The sequence below is a fragment of the Methanosphaera sp. WGK6 genome, assembly GCF_001729965.1.
Classification (GTDB): domain Archaea; phylum Methanobacteriota; class Methanobacteria; order Methanobacteriales; family Methanobacteriaceae; genus Methanosphaera.
Window position 1 is genome coordinate 79,031 of the sequence record NZ_JRWK01000005.1, and the last position, 21,194, is coordinate 100,224.

The following is a 21,194-nucleotide window of genomic DNA, read 5'->3' on the forward strand; positions in this document are numbered from 1 at the left end:
TAATCACTATATTAGGGCTTTGAATAGTCTTCCATCTTTTTCTTTTATTTTGAAGATTTTTACATTTTCATTTTCAATTATTGTTTTATAGTATTCTTCATCTTCTTTTGATAGTTTATTTCCAAGATATATTGCTTCTGGTTTTATAAAGTCTACTTCTATTGTTTCTGGTGTTATATTTAGTACTTCATTAAATTTATCATCAATTATATTATGAAGTTCTTTTGATTCTAGTACTTTATTTAACTTAGTGATTAGTTTTTCATAGTTATAGCTTAGTTGGGAATTTTTTATTTCTAGATAGTTATCTGATAGTATTTCTTGTATTTTTGTATTGTTCATCGTATTTGTATATACTGGCTCTAGTAATCCATCTAGCATACGATATTCTGTTTCGGAGTATTTATGGTTTGTTATGTATGTCCATTCATTATCATATTCATTGATTGTTTCTACTATTTTTATTAATGATGCACAGTGTCTATTATATATTGGATATTCAATATCTTCTAATGTGAGTGCTTGTTTTGTATAAAGTACTGGGAATATTTTCTGTAATTGTTTTACTGTTGTTGGTGTTATTTCTTTAAAATCATATGCTACACATATTGCATTTTGATTGTCTGTGTATTTATTCCATACTTCTTCTTTATTGTAGGGTGTTTGGAATAGTGTTGTGTACATATTATCTTGATATAGTTGTATTGTGAAATAGGTGTTTATTACTACAAATCCTATTTGTTGTGTTATAAATTGATTCATGTATGCTTTCCATTTTTCCTGGTCTTCTTCTGTCATTTCATTTGTATCTTTAGAGTATACTAATGTCATTAATTTAATAAATGGAAAGTTTGAATTTTCAATTTCTTCTTTTTCATCATCTTTTAGGAAGTTTGGATCTTCCTGTTCTAGTTTTGCTATTTGTTGTTCCATTAATGAGTTTAGTTGTGTTTTTATTGCTTTTTCATAATCTATTTTAACGATGTTTTCATGGTAATTTGGTGATAGTTTTGATTTGGATAGTTTGAGTTTTCCATTGCATATTTTTTTTAAGATGTTCTTCATCAATTTTGTTTGAATAGTATTTTCCTATTACGGGTGGAAAATGTTCTATTTTAAGTTTATCTGCTTCTTTAAGTTCTGTTACATCATCTTGTTTTGTAGCTAATATTTTGAAATAATTCATTTTCCATTCTTTATTTATTGATTCATCAAACATAATTATCATCTTATCCTATATTTATTTTAAAAAAAATAGTGTGAATAGTTTTATTCTAGTTTTTTATATTATATTATTTATTTTTCATTAGTAAAAAATTTTTTAAAATAGAATATATTTTAAATCACTTGCAGAATTATCATGATTAATAATTAAAAATAATATTTTATAAAAAAACTTTAAAAAACAAGTATTTTATAAATAAAAAGCAAAAATAAATCAAAAATTAATACATGATTAAAATAAAGTTTAAATAAAATAAACAAAAGATAATAATCAACCATAATTGATAATAAGTCAAATAAAACAATTAAAAATAATACATACTATTAAAAAATAAAAGAAAGAAAACTAAAAAATAAGAAAAAAAGTTATCTAGGAGATTACCCATATGACTGATGAAAAATTATCATTCACACAGAAATTAAGAAAAGATGGATTTATAAATGGTACCCAACCACAAACAACAACAGAAGAAAAAAAAGTTGTTGAAGAAGTAAAAGAGAAAATAGATGAAATTCCAGAACCAATAAAAGAAGAAATCAAAGAAACAAAACCAGAAACTACTACAACCAATAACAACATAACATTTCTTGCAATACTACTAATCATCATAATAATACTAATAATACTACTAGTAATTTAAATAAAACAAGTATAAAAAAATAAGAATCCAATATAATATAAAAAAAATAATTTTTTCTCAAAAAGACAAATATCATTCAAAAAAAAAAATATGATAAAAAAAATATATTAAAATGAAATAAAATTTTCATTTAATATATTCTCTGTTTCTATTCTTAAGGTGTTACAGTTATATTTACCCTATTATTAGCATAAATATTCTTACCATCATAAACTACAGTAACTAAGACTGGTTTTTTTATTTCATAGTTTATAATTGCAGATCCATTTACTAAATTAGTAACATTAATTGTAACTCCATTAATTTTAACAGCGATTTTACCACAATTTACTAATTTTTCTTGACTATCCATTACAGATACTTTGAAATGAGTACTATTTTGTTTCGTTAATTGTACAGATGTAGGTTCTCCTGCTTGAATAACTAAAGTTGAATTTTGTCTTGCAGATTCATACTTATTACTTCCCTCATACACAGCAGTTATAGTATAATTCTTAGGACTGTACTTAGTTATATCCACATTAAACATTGCTATATTCTGTTCAATAAAAGCATAACCAATAGTTACACCATTTAATTTAAATGCTAATTTACCACTAGATATGATATTTTTATTCTCATCTTGTACTATAGCAATTATAGTAGCACGAGTACCAACACTAACCACATCAGACAATAAAACAGATGATCCATATTTATTTACAGATAATACCTTATTAATTGAACTGTGATAATATGCAAGTGAAGTATCATAATATTCAGCAGATATATTTAATTGTTTAGATGTATCAGGAATTGTGTAATTTAATTTAGCAAATCCAGTTTCATCAACATCCACTTTACCAATTACAACACCATTTTCTTTAAATACAACATAACCTTTATCAATAGATACATATGGTGAATTCCACATAGTACCATTTCTATATGTTACATTAGCACTTAATTCAACCATATCACCAATATGACCTACAATATCATCTAATTTTATTTGACTAGATTTATATAAAGAAGTTGATCCGTAATTATATCTTACAGTATTCTGTACTGTTTCACCATCCATTTCTTGTATTACTGCATTATCTCCTAAAAGACTAGTTGAATTTAAAAAGTTCCATTCAACAGTGTTATTTCTACCTTCTGTAATGTTAACTGCAAATCCATCAGTAGTTAGTGTATATAATGTACAATTATATATATTATTAAAATCGGAATTTAATATTAATAATATTGATGGCATGTTCAGTTTTAACATGGAAGTTATTCCAATTATATTATTATGGTTAGATTGATTCATTAAGAGTAATCCCATGTTTGATTCAAGATTAGATCCACGTACACTAATACTTGCTGAATAATCATTAGGTCGTTTACTTATATAGTTATAAGATGAATTATCTAATATTATTCCAATAAAGTTAATAGATGACTGAGATTGTAATCCTCCAAAAGTAAAGTTATTATAATCAGAATTTTTCATATAAACATCCACTGCTCTATTAGCATATTGAGCTACTAATGTTTGTGCTGTTATATTATTATATTTTGCATTTTCTAAGAATAATAGTATGGTATTATTTGAATAAGCTGAATACATATAACCATGAGTTATTGTATTATAATTTCCAGTTACATGTTCTACAATAATATTAGTATTATTATTAGTTTTATCAGCATCTACATCAATAGTACCTGTTGAATTAATTGTATTGTAATTTCCATTTATTGTTATTATAGTTTGATTACCTAAAACACCTTCAATATCTAGAGCAAAGTCTAAATTAGATGAATTACCATCTATTATTATTTTAGTGTTATTTCCTATGAATTTAGCTCCTGTAATATTAATTTCATTAGCTGAAAGTATTAATTTACAATCATAATATGTTGTACCATCAGAAACAATAGTTAATGGTTTAGTTATATTTAATACTTTATCATGTAAATTACCTGTAAGCATTATTTTAATTCCTGCAGGTACGTTATTTCTTAAAATACCATTTTCATCAAAGAACTGAGAATATGTACTATCAGTTAAATAGAAATCTGTAGTTATACTTTCTGGAAGATTTTCTCTTACACGATTATTTGAATTAAGTTTTAATACAGAATCATCAGCTAACTCTTCAGAATATAATATATTATTTGTTACCGCATTTTCATAGGAATTTTCATTTATAAGTACACTGTATTTTGTATTTGTTATTATTGTATTTTTAGTTACTAATGTAGTTGTAGTGTTTAATAATTCAATTGCTGTATTATTTTTAGCAATTATATCTATTGCATTAGAAGTTATATTTGTTTTTAATGAATCTATAATTTCAATAGCTTTCACATTATCATTATACATTTCAAATGTATCGCTTACTATTGTCACATTTTTAGTTTTATATGTATTTACACCTATGGCGTTAAGTCCATTTAAATAAAACTTATTTGAAAATACAGCTAAATCATGAGCTGCAGATAAAATTACCCCATATGAATTAGATGTTTCTGATTTAAATGTAGAATATCTTATTCCCCATGGATGATATATATCAGCAATATATGCATTTATATTTGTTGCTTGTAGTCCTGTTGCTTGACCATTTGCTTCAGTACTTACATTATTATATTCAAAACGTACTGTTTGATTTATCATGTTTATTCCATATGCATAACTATTACCATCTGTTACTATGTTGTTATACAATATCCGTACATATGTTAAAAGTTCAGGATTTACTAAATTTATAGAATATATTGTATCATATTCTCCTTCAACATGGGTAAATGTTGTGTTTAAATTATTTCTTTGTATTATTAAACCAGTTGTGTTTAATGCTTCAATACCTGTTGTTCCTGCATGTCCTGTTTCATCAACTGTTGTTGAAAGTCCTTTTGTTGTAATATTATTATATTGTATACTAATTGATGTTTTTGAATCTTTTATACTTATTGCTGTTACATTAGATTTACTATTTACATTAATATTATTGTAATTTATGAGTAATTTTGTTGAATTAATAACGTTTATAGCATTAGCATTTGTTGTTATATTTACATAAGATATTGTGTTTGTAGGTGTGTTTAGGTTAATAGCTTCCCTATTGTTATTGTTTATGATAGTAATATTACTTATATTGAGATTTGTTGTTCCGAGTGTTGTAATTGTTGTATTATATAATACTGAATTATTGTAATAAAGTATAGATACTGTTTTATTATTATCTAAGATTATGTTTTTATTTGATAGTGATCCATTTATCATGAAATGAATATCTTTATCAGAGGATAATTGTTTAATATATCCTTTTTCATCAAAGTATGTGTTGTATGTTTCTTCAGACAATACATAATTAATGTATATTGGTGTGTTTGAAGATATTTCATTATTTTGACTAGATTTTACTGCATTATCTCCTACAAGTACATCTGCTAGTAATTCATTGTTTTTGATTATGTTATTTTCACCATTTAAAATAATAGCATATTCATTATTTGTTTGGAATTTAACTTTTTGAACAACACCATTATTATTTAATATAATTATTGGATTATTATTTGTATTTTGAATAATTAATCCAGATACATCAAGTTTTCCACCATTTTCTTTTATAGTAACATTGTATGAGGTTATTTTATTATTACCTTGTATGATACTAATTGTTTTATTTATAATTATATTTTTATTAGTTAGAGCTCCAGTGATTGTTATTTGTTCTATTGTTCCAAATGAAGGTCTTAAATTACCATTTTCATCAAAGAATGTATTGTATGATTCATCATCAATTGTTATCTCAACTACTTCAGGTAAATTATTTTCTACTATGTTTGTTGTGCTTGTTGAGTTTACTGCTGCATTTCCTCTATATCCATTTGTATAAAGGTAATTATTTTTAACTGAATTATTTCCATTTTTCAATATAATTGTATATGCATCTTGAGATGTTGTTATATTATTTTCCTCAATTGTGTTATTTTTACCATTGATTGATATTGTTCTATCAACGGTATTATTTTTAATTATTGAATTATCTGCAGATAATTCTATAGCTCGTGAAGAAGTACCTGTTAGACCAGATACTGTGTTATTTTCTATAATATATTTGTATTTTGCTTCTAATCTTAATGTAAGTATTATTTTATCTGTACTTGAAAGACTGTTGTATAATGTTGATCCTATTGAATCTACAAATGTATTGTTTGCAATTATTTGTGTTATTCCATAGTTTTCAGAACTTCCTGTAACTACAACACCAGTACTTTTATTAAATACTGAGTTTGTTAGATTAAATTCACTTATATCAGCATATACATCTAATTGTTCATTATTAATAAATGTACATCCATCGATTACAGTTTTAACACCAGTGTTATTCATACTTGCATAGAAATCTGTTGATGCTGTGTTTATTGTTATTCCTGATCCTGTTTTGTAGGTACTTCCACCATCATATCCTATGTTATCTTTTAGTGTACAGTTTACAATTGTCATTATTTTATCATTGGTTATTGTTCCCCAACGAGCATAGTTGTTTTGGAATAGACTGTTATATACACTTGCTGTACCATTGTTATATATACCTGGACCATAGTTTCCAGTACTGGATGATTTTCTATTTCCATCAAATAATGAATTATTTACTGTTAATGTAGATCCGTTATTATTACGTATACTTGCACCTACACCTCCATGGTTGAATATGAAGCTAACATTGTTTACTTCAAGGTTACCATAGTTATCAATATTTGCTGTAGCATATGCTGCTATTGATGATCCTCCTGGACTCCAGCAATTTTTTATTGTGAGGTTTTCAATTGTTATTTTTCCATTACCTTTTGTAATGTTCATTGCCCAGTTACCACTAGTGTTACTATATGGATACCATATAGGGCTTGATCCCCAATAATATTCTCCAGGGTCAAGTTGAGTTTTTATAGTGTAGTTTACTTCTCCATCAATACTTGTGTTTCCAAGTCCGATTATTTTTATTGTTAAATCTCCAGGTACTGTGAGGTTTGTGTTTCCTTTACCTTTGTATGTTCCTTCTATTAAGTATATTGTTGAAGCTTGTTTTGTTGTGTTTATTGTGTTTATTGCTTTTTCTATTGTTTTAAATGGATTTGATTCTGTTCCTGCATTGTTATCAGAACCTGTGTTAGATACGTAGTAAATATTTGTATCTGCTGTTTTTAGTGATGTTTTTTGTGTTGTGGTAGTGTTTGTGGATTTTAGTGATGTTTTTTGTGTTGTAGTAGTATTGTTTTTTTGGATGGATAGTGTTTCTGTGATATTTACTCTGTTTGTATCATATAGTGAGTTTTCACCATATATTGCAGTTATTGTTATTTTTTTATTATTCCATGATTTTGCTATTTTATATTCTATTGTTTCGTTTCCAGTTGTGGTTGTTGTGTTTATTGTTGCACCATTTATTTTAACTGCTAGTTTTCCTCTTGTTACTGGTTTGTTATTTTCATCTATTGTTTCTACTGTTATTTTAAGAGTATTGTTAACTGTTGTTGTTTTTATAGTGTTTTTAGTAGCTAGTTTTTTTAGTGTGAGTGTTGTGTTTACTCTTGCTGGACTAAATTTATTTGTTCCACCATATACTACAGTTATTGTGTAATTTTTTGCTGTGTAATATGGTATTTGATAATTAAGTGATGCTGTTCCTAATGATACGTTTGCATGTCCAATTGTTTTACCATTTAATTTAAATGCTACTTTACCTTTGTTTAATAACATGCCATTCTCTGATATAGTTGCATTTATTGTTATATTTTGACCTGCTTTACTTATGATTGGATTTATTTCAATGTCTGTTTTTTTATAAGTTACAGTTGCTACTTTAACGCCATCAGCATAAATTGTGAAATCATCAAAGTTCTCAGGCAAAGTAGTTAAATCAAATACGTAAGTGAATTTGTTTTCTTCATTTAATACTACACCACTAACATTAAAGTAATCGCAATCAACAGAAAGTGGAATTTCATATCCATTCCCAATACTTGTAACTTCATGATCGTTATATATACCTATTGCTGTTGCTTTAACAATTAATTGTTTTTCAAGTTGTGTGACAGTAGCACCTTGAGTATGATTATTAGCAAGAACAGCTATTATGTTATCAACAATTAGTGCACTTTTAGAGTATGAGTTTACAGGATTTGCTACACCAGCAAAATAAGTATAGTTTGCTACTGCTTCAAAATCCCATTGACCATATAGGTAAAGATCATTAACTCTGCTTCCACCAGTATTATTAATAAATACACAGTTTGAAATATTTTGAGGTGCACCTGCATATAACCAATATGAATCATATGCTGCACTATGACCACTATTATTAATAAAAGTACATCTATCCATTGTTAAAGATGGAAGATAACCTACTCTATATAATGCACTAGCTTGACCTGCTGTATTATTAATAAATTCACATCTATTTACTGTTAAATTACCTGCAAAATAAACAGCTGCATATAATGTTGCATTATTATTAAGGAATTGAGAATCTTCAATTATACTTCCAGCAGACACAACTTCTAATGCTGCACCAGATTCTGCACTATTATTTTTAAAGGTTGAGTTTTTAACAGTTATATTATAAGTAAGTATTGCTCCACCAAAACCTGTTAATTTATTTTTTATAAATATGCTATTATTAATAAAGTTACAATTATCTACAATTGTTTTATAATTCTTAGCATATATTGCACCACCATCCATCCCTAAACCAGTACTATTATCTTCTAAACAATTTTGTATTGTTAAATTATTAAGTTTAAGAACAGAGTTTTTATTATTTATCTTATTATTTATATAGATGAATTTATGTAATCCTTGTCCATCAATTATTGTTTTATTTACATCTTCACCATTTAGTGTGATTGTCACTGCTGGTGATGATGTATTTGCTATTAATGTTTCAGATATTTTATATTCACCATTTTTTAGATTAATGGTATATTCTGTACCATTTACTCCATTTTCCTGAATATTATTCCATTGAGTTTTCAATGAGTCATAATCAGTTACTGTTTGAATATTTTCTGTTTTTATATTTTTTACAGAAGTTTTTTTAATATCAGTTGTTTTACTAGTTTTATTATCATTATTTACTGTTTGTATATCGGAAATATCATTTGTAATACCAGTTTGTGTTTGTTCTACTATATTTTCAGAATATGTTGATGTATCTGAATCAGTTGCAGAAATAGCTGATAATGATACTACAGAAACAATGAAAATAATTGATAATATACCAAATATTTTTCTGACATTCAAAACTAACTTCCCCCATTTAATTAAATTTTTAAAAAATAATTAATTAAAAAAAGTTTTATTAATTTTTACTTTATTATTTTCATACTAAAAGAAAATTTAAAGATTACTTTATTTATAATAAAATATTTTTAATTAATTAATAATAATTATGAAAAAAACATATATATATATATGTGAAAAATGAATAGAAATTTCAAAATTTATATCAAAAAAATAATAATTAATCATTCCTCCCTAACCCATCTCATTTTTTTTTACACGATTTTTCTTCAACAAGTACACACCTATTTGTACAAAGAATTATATATTAAAAATTAATAAATAATGAAAAAATTGGGTAATATAATGACTGAGACAACAAGTATTTTAATAAAAGATACAATAATTTTATCAGAAGATATAAAAAAAGGATCTGTTTTAATAGTAGATGATAAAATCCAAGAAGTTAATGATAAATTAACAAATAGTGATGCTGATAAAATCATTGATGGATCAAATAAAATAACAATGCCTGGATTAATAAATACTCATTCACATGTTGCAATGACATTATTACGTGGTGTTGGTGATGATCAAGACTTACAAACATGGCTTAATGAATATATATGGCCTAAAGAAGCTAAATTAAATGAAAATCTAGTTTATGCAGGTTCAAAACTAGCTATGGCAGAAATGATTAAAACGGGTACAACTACATTTAATGATATGTATTTCTTCATGGAAGAAACTGCTAAAGCTGTTGATGAATCAGGAATGAGAGCTCTTCTAGGTTATGGTATGATTGACTTATTTGATGAAGAAAAAAGAAAATCAGAACTAAAAGTTACAAAAGATTTTATAAGTAAATGTCATAATACTTGTGATGGAAGAGTACAAGTTGCAGTTGCACCTCATGCTCCCTACACTTGTTCTGAGGAAATATTATGTGAATCTAAGAAACTTGCAGATAAAAATGATTTAAAATTACATATTCATGTTTCCGAAACAAAACAAGAAGTAACTGATCTTAAAAATGATAAAAATCAAACACCATTTGAATATTTAAATAATATTGGATTACTTGATAAAAATACTATTGCAGCTCATGGCGTGTGGACAACAGATGATGAAATGAAAATTCTTGAAGAAAAAGAAGTATCTATATCACATAATCCTTCTAGTAATATGAAATTAGCATCAGGTATTGCACCAGTTCATGATTATTTAAATAATAATATTAATGTGTCTATTGGTACAGATGGTGTTTCTTCAAATAATAATCTAGATATGTTTAGTGAAATGAAATTAACCCCACTTCTTCAAAAAGTAAAAACATTAGACTCTAAAGTATTACCAGCTAAATCAACCTTTAATATGGCTACAAAAAATGGTGCAAAAGCTTTAGGAATTAATACTGGAGAAATAAAAGAAGGTAAGTTAGCTGATATTATACTTGTTAATACAAATGTTCCACATATGACTCCAGTTCGAAATGCTTTGAGTAATATTATTTATTCTGCACTTGGTAGTGATGTAGATACTGTTATTTGTAATGGAAACATATTACTTGAAGATAAAGAACTTAAAACTATTAATGAAAAAGAAGTTATTGAAGATGCTAAACTTGCTGCATCCCAATTATAATAAATCCCCTTTTATTTTTTTAAAAAAAAGGAAATTTAAAGGAATAATTTATATAAATTATCCTAGAAGACTATTAAAACCCTCATAAGATACAAATTGTGAGAATTTGTCAGCAGGAACTGCTTGAATATTACCTGCAGTATATTGTTCTAATGCAGCTTTAATTAAATCAGCTTTATTATTATTTTTCTGAGCGGACTCTATGATTCCTTGAGCTAATCCTTCTACTGCATCTCCTCTTGTTGCACCATTATTTGACTGATCTTCTCTTAAGAAATCAATAGAACTTACATTTTCTACTAATTCCCCATCAGAATATACTGGACCTACTGCATTAATTAATGCATCAATTGCAGTTGGAGTTACTATTACAACAAAATCAGTTGTCATACCAGTATGATATTCAACTATTTCTTGTGCTATTTTTGTACCATTTTCTAAATCATCACTCCATAAGGAATCATGTAAATACCATAAATTTAATCCTTCAGCTTGCATATCAGCAGTAGGTGTTAAAGTTGGATGTGCTAAACCTCCAGGATATACTGGAGTTATATTTCCAACATTACCATCAGTTACTGTGACAACAAATGCCATATCCACTGCACCTACACCAGGACGGTTTTCAGAAGGATCAGTACATAATACTAATATATGATGTTCTCCTGAAAATGATGTTTCTGCTTGATGATAATTTACTAAGAGATAAACTCCTACCACTACAATAAGAGCAATGATTGCAATTAAAACTATTTTTTTCTTAGATACCATTATAATCATCTATAAATTTTTTTTATTATGTATAACTTTTTGATTAAAGTATTTAATAATTATTATTGAAAAATTATAATATTTTATACAATGAATTAAAGAATATATATTAAATTATATTTATGGGAGCGCATAGCATTGAAAATACCTCAATTTATCAGAGATACTAATGAATTCAAAAAATTAAGGAAGCTTAAACATGAAATGTCTGATTCAAAAAATATACTGAAAGATAAAATTAATTCAAGAATTGAAGAACGACGCAGACCCAAACGTATATTAACAAAAGAACAAATGGAACAAATTAATTCAGCTATTTTAGAAGAAAATAATAAGGAAGTGATTCCAGAGTTTAATGAAACTGCTCCTCTTGTTTCTATAATCGTTGTAAACCATAATGGTAAACACCATTTATCTCGCCTTCTTAATTCATTTAAGAGTATCAGTGATTATTATCCAAATTATGAATTAATACTCATAGACAATGCTTCTAGTGATGATTCACTTGACATATTGAATAAATTTCCAGAAATACCTGTGCAAGTTATTCAAAATAAGAATAACGAATCATTTTCATATGCAAATAATCAAGGATGTGAAATAGCATCTGGAGAATACTTATTATTTCTAAATAACGATATACAACCATTAAATGGTTTTCTTAACCATATGATGCACACTATACTAACTAAAGATAATGTGGGTGCTGTTGGTGCTCATCTATTCTACCCCGATTGTTCTATTTCAAAAATTAACAAGGAAAAATCATATACAACACAACATGCAGGAATAATATTTAAGGAATCTGATGGATTTATAAAACCATTTAACAAAGATAATGGTGAAGAATTTATATCACAAAAAAATAAAGAAACTATTCCTATAATAGCAGTTACTGCTGCAACATTACTTATTAAAAAAAGTACATTCATAGATGTAGATAAATTTGATGAAAAATATATGTACGGCTATGAAGACGTTGATTTATGTTTAAAACTTCATAAAAAAGGATACACTAATTATTTTAATCCAAACGCTATACTATACCATTATGAATTTGGTACTCAGGAAACAAATAATAATGAAGATGTTAAAAATCGTCGATTAAATAATAAAGAAATTTTCATAAAAAAATGGAACACTTGGCTAAGACATGAATTATTAATGGATAAACTTAAAAGTAAACATATTTTCACAGACAAATCATTAACAGTAGCATTTGTAGTTACACAGAGTGATGAAAACACTACTGCTGGAGATTATTTTACTGCTTTAACTCTTGCTAATAAATTAGAAGAATTTGGATGGAATATTAAGTATCTTGCACAACGTCCATCTAAAAGTCAAAAGAACTGGTACTATGTTGATGAAGATATAGATGTAATTATATCATTACTTGACAGATATGATTTAAGAAAAATAAAATCAGATAATGGATTATTAATTAAGATAGCATGGCCTAGAAATTGGTTTAAACGCTGGACAGATGCCCCCTTTTTCAAGAAATATGATATTATCTTAGCAAGTAGTCAGAAAGCATGTGATTATATACAAGATAAAACTGGAAAGAAAACAATACTCTACCCATTAGCTACAGACCCTGAAATGTTTAATGAAACCATTCCACCAAAAGAAGAATATTCTTGTGATTATTGTTTTACTGGTAGTTATTGGGATGCAGAACGTGAAATAGTAAACTGTTTAAATCCAGAAAACATAGCCTATAAATTTAATATTTATGGAGCTAATTGGAACAAGATATCCCAACTAAAAAAATACCATAAAGGATTTATTAATTATGAAGAAATACCCTCAGTTTATGCTTCAACAAAAATAGTACTAGATGATGCTAATCATGTGACAAGAGAATTTGGATCTGTAAATAGTAGAGTATTTGATGCAACAGCATCAGGTAAATTAGTTTTAACTAATGGTTCTATTGGAAATCAAGAGCTTCTTGATGGAAAAATACCAGAATATCATTCATCTGAAGAATTAAATGAATTAATAACATATTATTTAACACATCCTGATGAAATGAAAAATAAAATTAGTGAACTAAACGAAATTATACTAAACAAACATACATATACTCAAAGAGCAAACACATTAAAACACGTGCTTGAAGAATATATTAATAGAAAAAAGATTGCTATAAAAATACCAGTTCCTTCCTGGAATGAAACTCATGCATGGGGTGATTTCTATGTTGCAGAAGGTCTTGAAAAAGAATTTTTAAAACAGAATTATGAAGTTAAAATACAAATATTACCCGAATGGAATGATTCTGGTGATTCTATTGTTGATATGGTACTTGTTTTGAGAGGATTATCAAAGTATGAACCCAAAACACAGCATTATAATATTATGTGGAATATATCCCACCCAGATATGATTGATACTGATGAATATAATCAATATAATCATGTATTTATTGCATCAGATAAATGGAGCAATCATATTAGAAAACAAGTTAATGTTCCTGTAAGTTGTCTACTACAATGTACAGATCCAGATAGATTTTATCCAGAATATGACGAGCACTATAAACATCAACTATTATTTGTAGGTAATTCTAGAGAAATTTATAGAAAGATTTTAAAGGATTTACTACCCACAGAATATGATTTAGCAGTGTATGGTGCAAATTGGAATAATTTAATTGATACAAAGTACATCCATGGAGAACATATACCTAATAAAGAACTTCATAAAGCATATTCATCATGTGATATTTTATTAAATGATCACTGGGATGATATGAGAGAAAAGGGATTTATTTCAAATCGAATATTTGATGCGGTAGCATGTGGTGCTTGTATAATCTCAGATGATATAGATATGGATAACTTATTTAATAATCAAGTGAAAACTTATAAAAATCCAAAAGAATTAGATAGATTAATTAAAGAAAATCTAGGTAAAAAACAGGTTTATGATAAAAATATAGTTCAAAAGCATAGTTATTCAAATAGAGTCGAAAGAATACTTGAAGTATGGAATTAATATTCATAGAAATATATAAAATATTTAAAAAATAAAAGTATATTTAGATATATACCAATATTTTGTTATTTTTTTAGATTTATTTAATTAAATAATAATTAACTTAATATGAAATTATGAGGCATTGAAATGGAAAATAATCAAATGAAAGGTAAATTTTCAAACTTATATAGATTTAGATCATTATTAAGTGAATTGGTTAGACGAGATGTTAAAATTAAATATCGTAAATCTGTTTTAGGGATTTTATGGAGTTTTCTTGACCCTTTACTAATGATGATTGTATTAACAATTGTTTTTTCAACATTATTCCATCGCGTGCAGAACTATCCTGTATTTTATTTAACAGGTTTCTTGGCTTACCAATTCTTTAGAAGTGGTTCTAGTATGGCTATGAAGAGCATGGTTAATAGTTCTTCTATTTGGAAAAATATATATGTTCCTAAATACATTTATGCATTATCTAGTGTATTATCCAACTTCATCACATTTTTATTATCATTAGTAATTTTATTTGTTATAATGTTAGTATTACATGTGAAATTCACAGTATTCATAATATTTACCAGTTTACCAATACTTGCATTAATTTTAATGACTTTTGGTGCTGGACTTATCATGGGGACTTTAAATGTATTCTTCAGAGATATAGAACATTTATACTCAGTATTTATGATGCTTTTAATGTATGGTATGCCTTTATTCTATCCAGAAGACATAGTTCCTGCTGCATTTAGATTTATACAAACATATAATCCATTATACCAAGTGATTGTATGTTTAAGAGATTGCTTCCTATATGGCCAATTATATCCTATGTATCCATTAATATACGCAATGGTTAGTGGAGTCATACTTGTAATAATTGGATTATTATTACTATACAGATACCAAGATAAGTTTATATTATACATTTAATAAGGGACAAAAAGGGATTAGAATGAGTGATGATGTAGTAGTTGACGTTAAAAATGTCAGTATGGAATTTAATATGAGCCAGATTAAAACTGATAATTTAAAGGAATATGTAATTAAAGCATTGAAACGAGAACTTCGTTTTAAATCTTTTTGGGCTTTACAAGATGTTTCAGTACAGGTTAAAAAGGGTGAAAGAGTAGGTTTTATTGGATTAAATGGTGCTGGAAAAAGTACACTTCTTAAAATAATATCTGGTGTTATGAAACCTACTAAAGGTTCAGTGAATGTAAAAGGTCAAATGGCACCACTACTAGCCTTAGGTGCAGGTTTTGACCCAGATTACACAGGTACTGAAAATATTTATCTTAATGGATCACTTCTAGGACATTCAAAAAGAGAAATGAATAAAAAATATGATGAAATTGTCGAATTTTCAGAAGTAGGTGAATTTATAGATGTTCCTGTGAAAAATTATTCTTCAGGTATGAAATCTCGTCTAGCATTTTCAATAGCAACCTCAATAAACCCTGAAATACTCATATTAGATGAAGTATTATCTGTAGGAGATGCATCTTTCCAAAAAAAATGTAAAAAACGAATGAATGAAATGATGCAAGGAGATGTTTCATTATTATTTGTATCACATTCCATAAACCAAGTTCGAGACTTATGTGACAAGGCAATATGGTTAGATCATGGAAAAGTTGTTGCTCAAGGTGAAGTTAACAAGATATGTAATCAATACATGAAACATGTAAATAATATAACAAAATAATTCCTTTCTTTTTTTTATAAAAAATTTTATGTTGATTTTAATGATTAATAAATCCAATCCTCAAATTACAATTATAATCCCCCAATACAATAATAGAAAATTATTAAATAACTTATTAAACTCATTAAATAAAATTAAAACACCCCATAATACCATAATTGTTGATAATGCATCAATAGATGATAGTGTTAAATTTATTAAAACTAATTTTCCAGATATAACATTAATAGAAAATAAAACAAATAAGGGTTTTGCATATGCAGTGAATCAAGGAATTAAAGCATCAAAAACGAAATATGTATTCTTATTAAATAATGATACCATTGTAACAGAAAAATGTCTTGATAATTTACTTAAAACAATTGAACATGATTCAAAAATATTTTCAGTATCATCCAAAATGATTCAGTATCATAACCCAGATTATATTGATGATGCAGGTGATGAATATAATATACTTGGTTGGAGTAAAAAGATAGGTTTTAATCATGAAATTAGTAAATATAGTGAGGATTGTGAAGTATTTAGTGCATGTGCTGGAGCAGCATTATATAAAAGAGACTTATTTGATAAAATAGGATTTTTTGATGATAACTTTGAAAGTTATGTTGAAGATATGGATTTAAGTTTTAGATCTCGTCTACATGGCTATAAATCATATTACTCCGCAGGCGCCCATGTTTATCATTATGGTAGTGCTACTAGTGGATCAAAACATAATCCATTTAAGGTAAAACTTTCTGCAAGAAATAATATATATTTAATCTATAAAAATTGGTCTTTATGGATGAAGATTATTAACAGTCCATTCATATTTATAGGTATTCTTATTAAATACATCTTTTTTAGTAAAAAGGGTTATGGTACATATTACCTAGATGGTATACATGAAGGAATTAAAACTAGAAAAAAACTATCTAGAACATCCGACATATCATTTTATAATTATTTGAAAATTGAATTTCTCATGATAAAAAATGTATTTAAATACCCCTTTTAATGGAGATAAACTATGGATCTTTCAATTATAATTGTAAATTACTGCACATATAATTTAACTAAAAATACATTGACTTCGTTATTAAATACTATTAAAAAAATAGATTATGAGATCATTGTTGTAGATAATGCTTCTATTGATAATAGTTTAGAAAAATTAATTAAAGATTTTGGAAATAACAATAGAATTCAATTTATTAGAAGTAAAACTAATGGTGGATTTGCCTATGCAAATAATATAGGTTTTAATAATTCATGTGGTAATTATATTTTATTACTTAATAGTGATGTTGTAGTAAAAGATAAAACTATTAATGCTTCTCTTAATTATATTATTCAACATGAAAATATAGGTGCTCTTGGTTGTAAAGTCTCATTACCTGATGGCAGTCTTGACAAGGCTTGTCGTAGATCTTTTCCAACATTCAAAGTATCATTTTATAGAATGACTGGTCTTTCAAAATTATTTCCAAATAGTAAACATTTCAACCAGTATAATTTATCATACCTTGATGATAATGGAATATATCCTGTTGATTGTATTGTTGGAGCATACATGTTAATTCCAAGAGACATATTTATAGAATGTGATGGATTAGATGAATCTTATTTCATGTATGGAGAGGATATTGAATTATGTTATAATATTAAAGAATTAGGTTATGACGTAATTTATTATGGTGCTCATGAAATTATTCATTATAAAGGCGGTAGTGGTAAAAATAAAAAATTATTATATGCATTTCATAAATCTATGGCTATATTCTACGATAAACATTATAAAGAGACAGATAATTTTTTAATTAACATAATAACCCATTTAAGTATATGGACATTATATTATCTTAAATTAATTATATCTTATCTTTAAAAAAAAATTTATTACAATATACTTTAATAATTTTTAATAGATATGAAAAATATATATTATTATATTATTGAGGGAAAGACTATGATAAGAGAAAATCAACAAGTATTCAACATATTAAATGTTATGTTAGATATATTCGTTTTATTAATATCAATATTATTCATAAATTCCCCTCTCTTCGAAAAACACGGTTTTAATTATCATTTTAATTTTGAAACCACTTTAGTTTTATTTATTTTATTAATACCATCTTATCTATTCTTATATTATATGTTTAAGTTATACACTCCTCAAAGAACTAATAGAAGTATTTTTTCAGAATCATCCAAGATTGCACAAGCAAATTTCATTGAATACTTATTTTTATCAGTAATGTGTACATTAGACATACTTATAGTTCCCGTGAATTTTTTAATAATATTTTTAGTAGTAAATCTTATTCTTGCAATTATTGAACGTGCAATACTTAGAGGAATATTACGTGTACTTAGAACAAGAGGATTTAATATAAAATATATTTTAATTGTAGGAGCTGGTGAAGTTGGTAGAAAACTGGTAGATACAATTCATGTTAACACATACCTTGGTTATAAAGTAGTTGGTTTCCTAGATGATAATGTTATTGGAACAGTGAATGATATTAAAGTAATGGGAACTGTTGATGATATTGAAAATATATTAAGTAAAGTTATGATTGACCGAGTTATTGTTAGTATTTCACCAAGGCATTATACGAGATTAGAATATATTATGGAAAGTTGTGAAAAGATGGGTGTTAGGGCAGATATCGTTCCTGATTATTACAGGTATATTACATCCAATCCAAGTATTGAATTAATTGATAATATACCCTTAATAAGTGTTAGATACTTACCTCTTGATATTTCATATAATAAGATTATCAAAAGAATTTTTGATATTTTATTTGTAATTATAGTTTCTATAATTATTTCACCATTATTACTTGTTACAGCAATACTTATAAAACTTACATCAACAGGTCCTGTAATCTATAAACAAGAACGTGTTGGAGAAAATGGGAAGATTTTTTTCATGTATAAGTTTAGAAGTATGTATTCCGAAAATGAATATATTGATGATGAAAACTGGACTCAGAAAAATGATCCTAGAATAACCAAAGTAGGTAAAATTATTAGAAAAACAAGTATTGATGAATTACCTCAATTTTATAATATATTAAAGGGTGAAATGAGTCTTATTGGACCTAGACCTGAGAGACCTTTCTTTGTAAATAAATTTCGTGAAACAGTTCCTAAATATATGATAAAACATCATGTACAACCAGGAATGACAGGATGGGCACAAATTAATGGATATAGAGGAAATACATCTATTGTTAAAAGAATAGAACATGATATCTATTATGTTGAAAATTGGTCAATTAGCTTAGACATTAAAATATTTTTTAAAACTCTAAGAACATTATTAACTGATCCTAATGCATATTAATTAAATGAGAAAAATTAAAAAAAGAAGGTGAATAAACTGAATTTAAGATTAACTAGTAAAAATTTTTGGATTTTACCAGCACTACTGGTTTTAATATTAGCACTAATAGTCACATTATCATCTAATTGGCCTTTAAGTTGGGATATTTATATTCATATAAATTATGCAATAACATACTTACATCATGGATTAACTAGTGTAGATCCCTATCTTAATGCACCTCATGGAAAAGTCATTGGTTATTCACCATTGTTTCATATTTTATTAATAATAGCTTCAATTATTACTCAAGGTAGTTTTATTAATGCAGCACGACTTTTACAGGTTATTGTACCCGTAATATGTGTACTTATTGTGATGTTTATTTCATATAAATTATATGATGAAGTGGCAGGATTTACATCAGGATTGTTATTAATTTCAAGTTTTATATTTACTAGAATGATTTTGCCAATTCCTGAATCTATAGCTATCCTCTTTTTCATTGTGGGTATTTATTTCTTTTATTTATCTACTCTTGAAAATAAGTCTAAAGTATATTCATTGTTTTCAGCAATTATTGCTTTACTAATACTTTCAATACATTTTTCATCATTTATTTATTATGTGATATTATTAACTGCATTGATGGTTACTCAAACTGTTATTGATAGAAGAAGTAATATAATAACAAGTTATATTATTGTATGTTTAGTAATTGGATTTATGGGAGTAGTTGCATTGTTTTTATTATTTTCAAGTAATTCTCATTATTTAACACAAATCTTAGATGGTATTTTTTCAATAACATCTGATCCATTTTCACTATTCATAAATCAAAAAGCTATGGGTTTAGAACGATATATTAAGTGTATAGGAATACTTCCTTTAATATTTGGAGTTTTAGGTTTATTTTATTCATTTAAAAATAAGGAATTATTGTTTATATCTTGTTGGGCTTTGATTACATTTATTTTTAGTAATCTTCATTGGTTTGGAATACCAGTTCATACATTTAGAATGTTAATATACTTCATTATGCCTACTGTTATTCTTGGAGGTTATGGTGTTTCTAAGTTTATCAAACAAGTATCATACAAAAATATTAAAATAGGTAAAATATTAATTATACTATTAATTATTATATCATTTGGATTTGGATATAGTGCAATAAATGATACGTCAACTACAAATTCATCAACCAGTACTGAAATTTCAACATTTCAAATAGCTCCACCTACAGTAGATGAAACAGAAGTAATAACTTGGTTCAATACAGAAGATACACAAAACAAATCAATACTAATCAATAATCAATATTTTGGAACAATTATTTCAAGTGTAGATGAAATACCTCTACACTATGCATTTGATGTATATACTAATAAATCACTAACTAAATCATCATACACTACACTAAAAAATGAAAGTATAGGTTATATAGTGTATGATAAAAGCTTAGTACTTCCTAATTCAACAGAAAATGATAATTTAAATGTTAAATATGTAAATGGAAGTTACTATCCATCATATTACTTTACCAAAGAAATTAATGAGAATAACTTTGAAACAATAAAACTAAGTAGTACTGAGAAAGTATTTGAAAATGATAGATTTATAATTTGTAAAGTCAAATAA

The 21,194-nt window shown here is 26.2% G+C and carries 13 protein-coding genes; 9 read left to right on the top strand and 4 right to left on the bottom strand.

The genetic code is table 11. The features are described from left to right. Positions 1-6: 6 nt before the first annotated feature. The gene (locus NL43_RS03820; RefSeq protein WP_158005551.1) at positions 7-1,065 is read right to left on the bottom strand and encodes a hypothetical protein; all 1,059 of its coding nucleotides are present in this window, start codon (positions 1,063-1,065) and stop codon (positions 7-9) included. Then, positions 989-1,219 carry a hypothetical protein gene (locus NL43_RS03825; protein ID WP_069592722.1) on the bottom strand — a complete coding sequence of 77 codons (231 nt, stop codon included), beginning with the start codon at positions 1,217-1,219 and terminating at the stop codon, positions 989-991. Before NL43_RS03825 ends, NL43_RS03820 begins: the two co-directional genes overlap by 77 nt. Positions 1,220-1,610: 391 nt before the next feature. On the opposite strand from NL43_RS03825, the gene NL43_RS03830 reads away from it, so the two are divergent. Next, positions 1,611-1,865, top strand: a complete 255-nt coding sequence (locus tag NL43_RS03830) for a hypothetical protein (RefSeq protein ID WP_069592723.1) — start codon at positions 1,611-1,613, stop codon at positions 1,863-1,865. Positions 1,866-2,019: 154 nt separating this feature from the next. Here NL43_RS03830 and NL43_RS03835 read toward each other — a convergent pair whose 3' ends face one another. Then, positions 2,020-9,144 (bottom strand): Ig-like domain repeat protein, encoded by a 7,125-nt coding sequence (locus NL43_RS03835; protein WP_069592724.1) that lies wholly within the window; start codon positions 9,142-9,144, stop codon positions 2,020-2,022. 345 nt (positions 9,145-9,489) lie between these two features. Between NL43_RS03835 and NL43_RS03840 the strand changes: the two genes are divergently transcribed. After that, entirely contained in the window at positions 9,490-10,767 is a 1,278-nt protein-coding gene (locus tag NL43_RS03840) for an amidohydrolase family protein (protein WP_069592725.1), read from the top strand. Between the two features lie 57 nt (positions 10,768-10,824). On the opposite strand, the gene NL43_RS03845 is transcribed toward NL43_RS03840, so the two are convergent. Then, positions 10,825-11,538, bottom strand: coding sequence for a DUF4012 domain-containing protein (locus NL43_RS03845; protein ID WP_069592726.1), 714 nt, complete (start codon positions 11,536-11,538; stop codon positions 10,825-10,827). A 138-nt stretch (positions 11,539-11,676) separates the two neighbouring features. On the opposite strand from NL43_RS03845, the gene NL43_RS03850 reads away from it, so the two are divergent. The 7 genes from NL43_RS03850 to NL43_RS03880 all read left to right on the top strand — a co-directional run bounded on the left by NL43_RS03850 (position 11,677) and on the right by NL43_RS03880 (position 21,194). Further along, a complete protein-coding gene (locus tag NL43_RS03850; protein WP_069592727.1) occupies positions 11,677-14,544 on the top strand; it encodes a glycosyltransferase in 2,868 nt (955 codons plus the stop codon). A 129-nt stretch (positions 14,545-14,673) separates the two neighbouring features. Continuing rightward, a complete protein-coding gene (locus NL43_RS03855; protein WP_084790392.1) occupies positions 14,674-15,462 on the top strand; it encodes an ABC transporter permease in 789 nt (262 codons plus the stop codon). 22 nt (positions 15,463-15,484) lie between these two features. Beyond that, positions 15,485-16,237 (top strand): ABC transporter ATP-binding protein, encoded by a 753-nt coding sequence (locus NL43_RS03860; RefSeq protein ID WP_069592779.1) that lies wholly within the window; start codon positions 15,485-15,487, stop codon positions 16,235-16,237. 40 nt (positions 16,238-16,277) lie between these two features. Then, positions 16,278-17,237 (top strand): glycosyltransferase family 2 protein, encoded by a 960-nt coding sequence (locus tag NL43_RS03865; RefSeq protein ID WP_069592728.1) that lies wholly within the window; start codon positions 16,278-16,280, stop codon positions 17,235-17,237. A 12-nt stretch (positions 17,238-17,249) separates the two neighbouring features. Beyond that, the gene (locus NL43_RS03870) at positions 17,250-18,107 is read left to right on the top strand and encodes a glycosyltransferase family 2 protein (protein WP_069592729.1); all 858 of its coding nucleotides are present in this window, start codon (positions 17,250-17,252) and stop codon (positions 18,105-18,107) included. 81 nt (positions 18,108-18,188) lie between these two features. Beyond that, positions 18,189-19,577 carry an undecaprenyl-phosphate glucose phosphotransferase gene (locus NL43_RS03875; RefSeq protein ID WP_069592730.1) on the top strand — a complete coding sequence of 463 codons (1,389 nt, stop codon included), beginning with the start codon at positions 18,189-18,191 and terminating at the stop codon, positions 19,575-19,577. Between the two features lie 27 nt (positions 19,578-19,604). Beyond that, positions 19,605-21,194 carry a hypothetical protein gene (locus NL43_RS03880; RefSeq protein WP_069592731.1) on the top strand — a complete coding sequence of 530 codons (1,590 nt, stop codon included), beginning with the start codon at positions 19,605-19,607 and terminating at the stop codon, positions 21,192-21,194.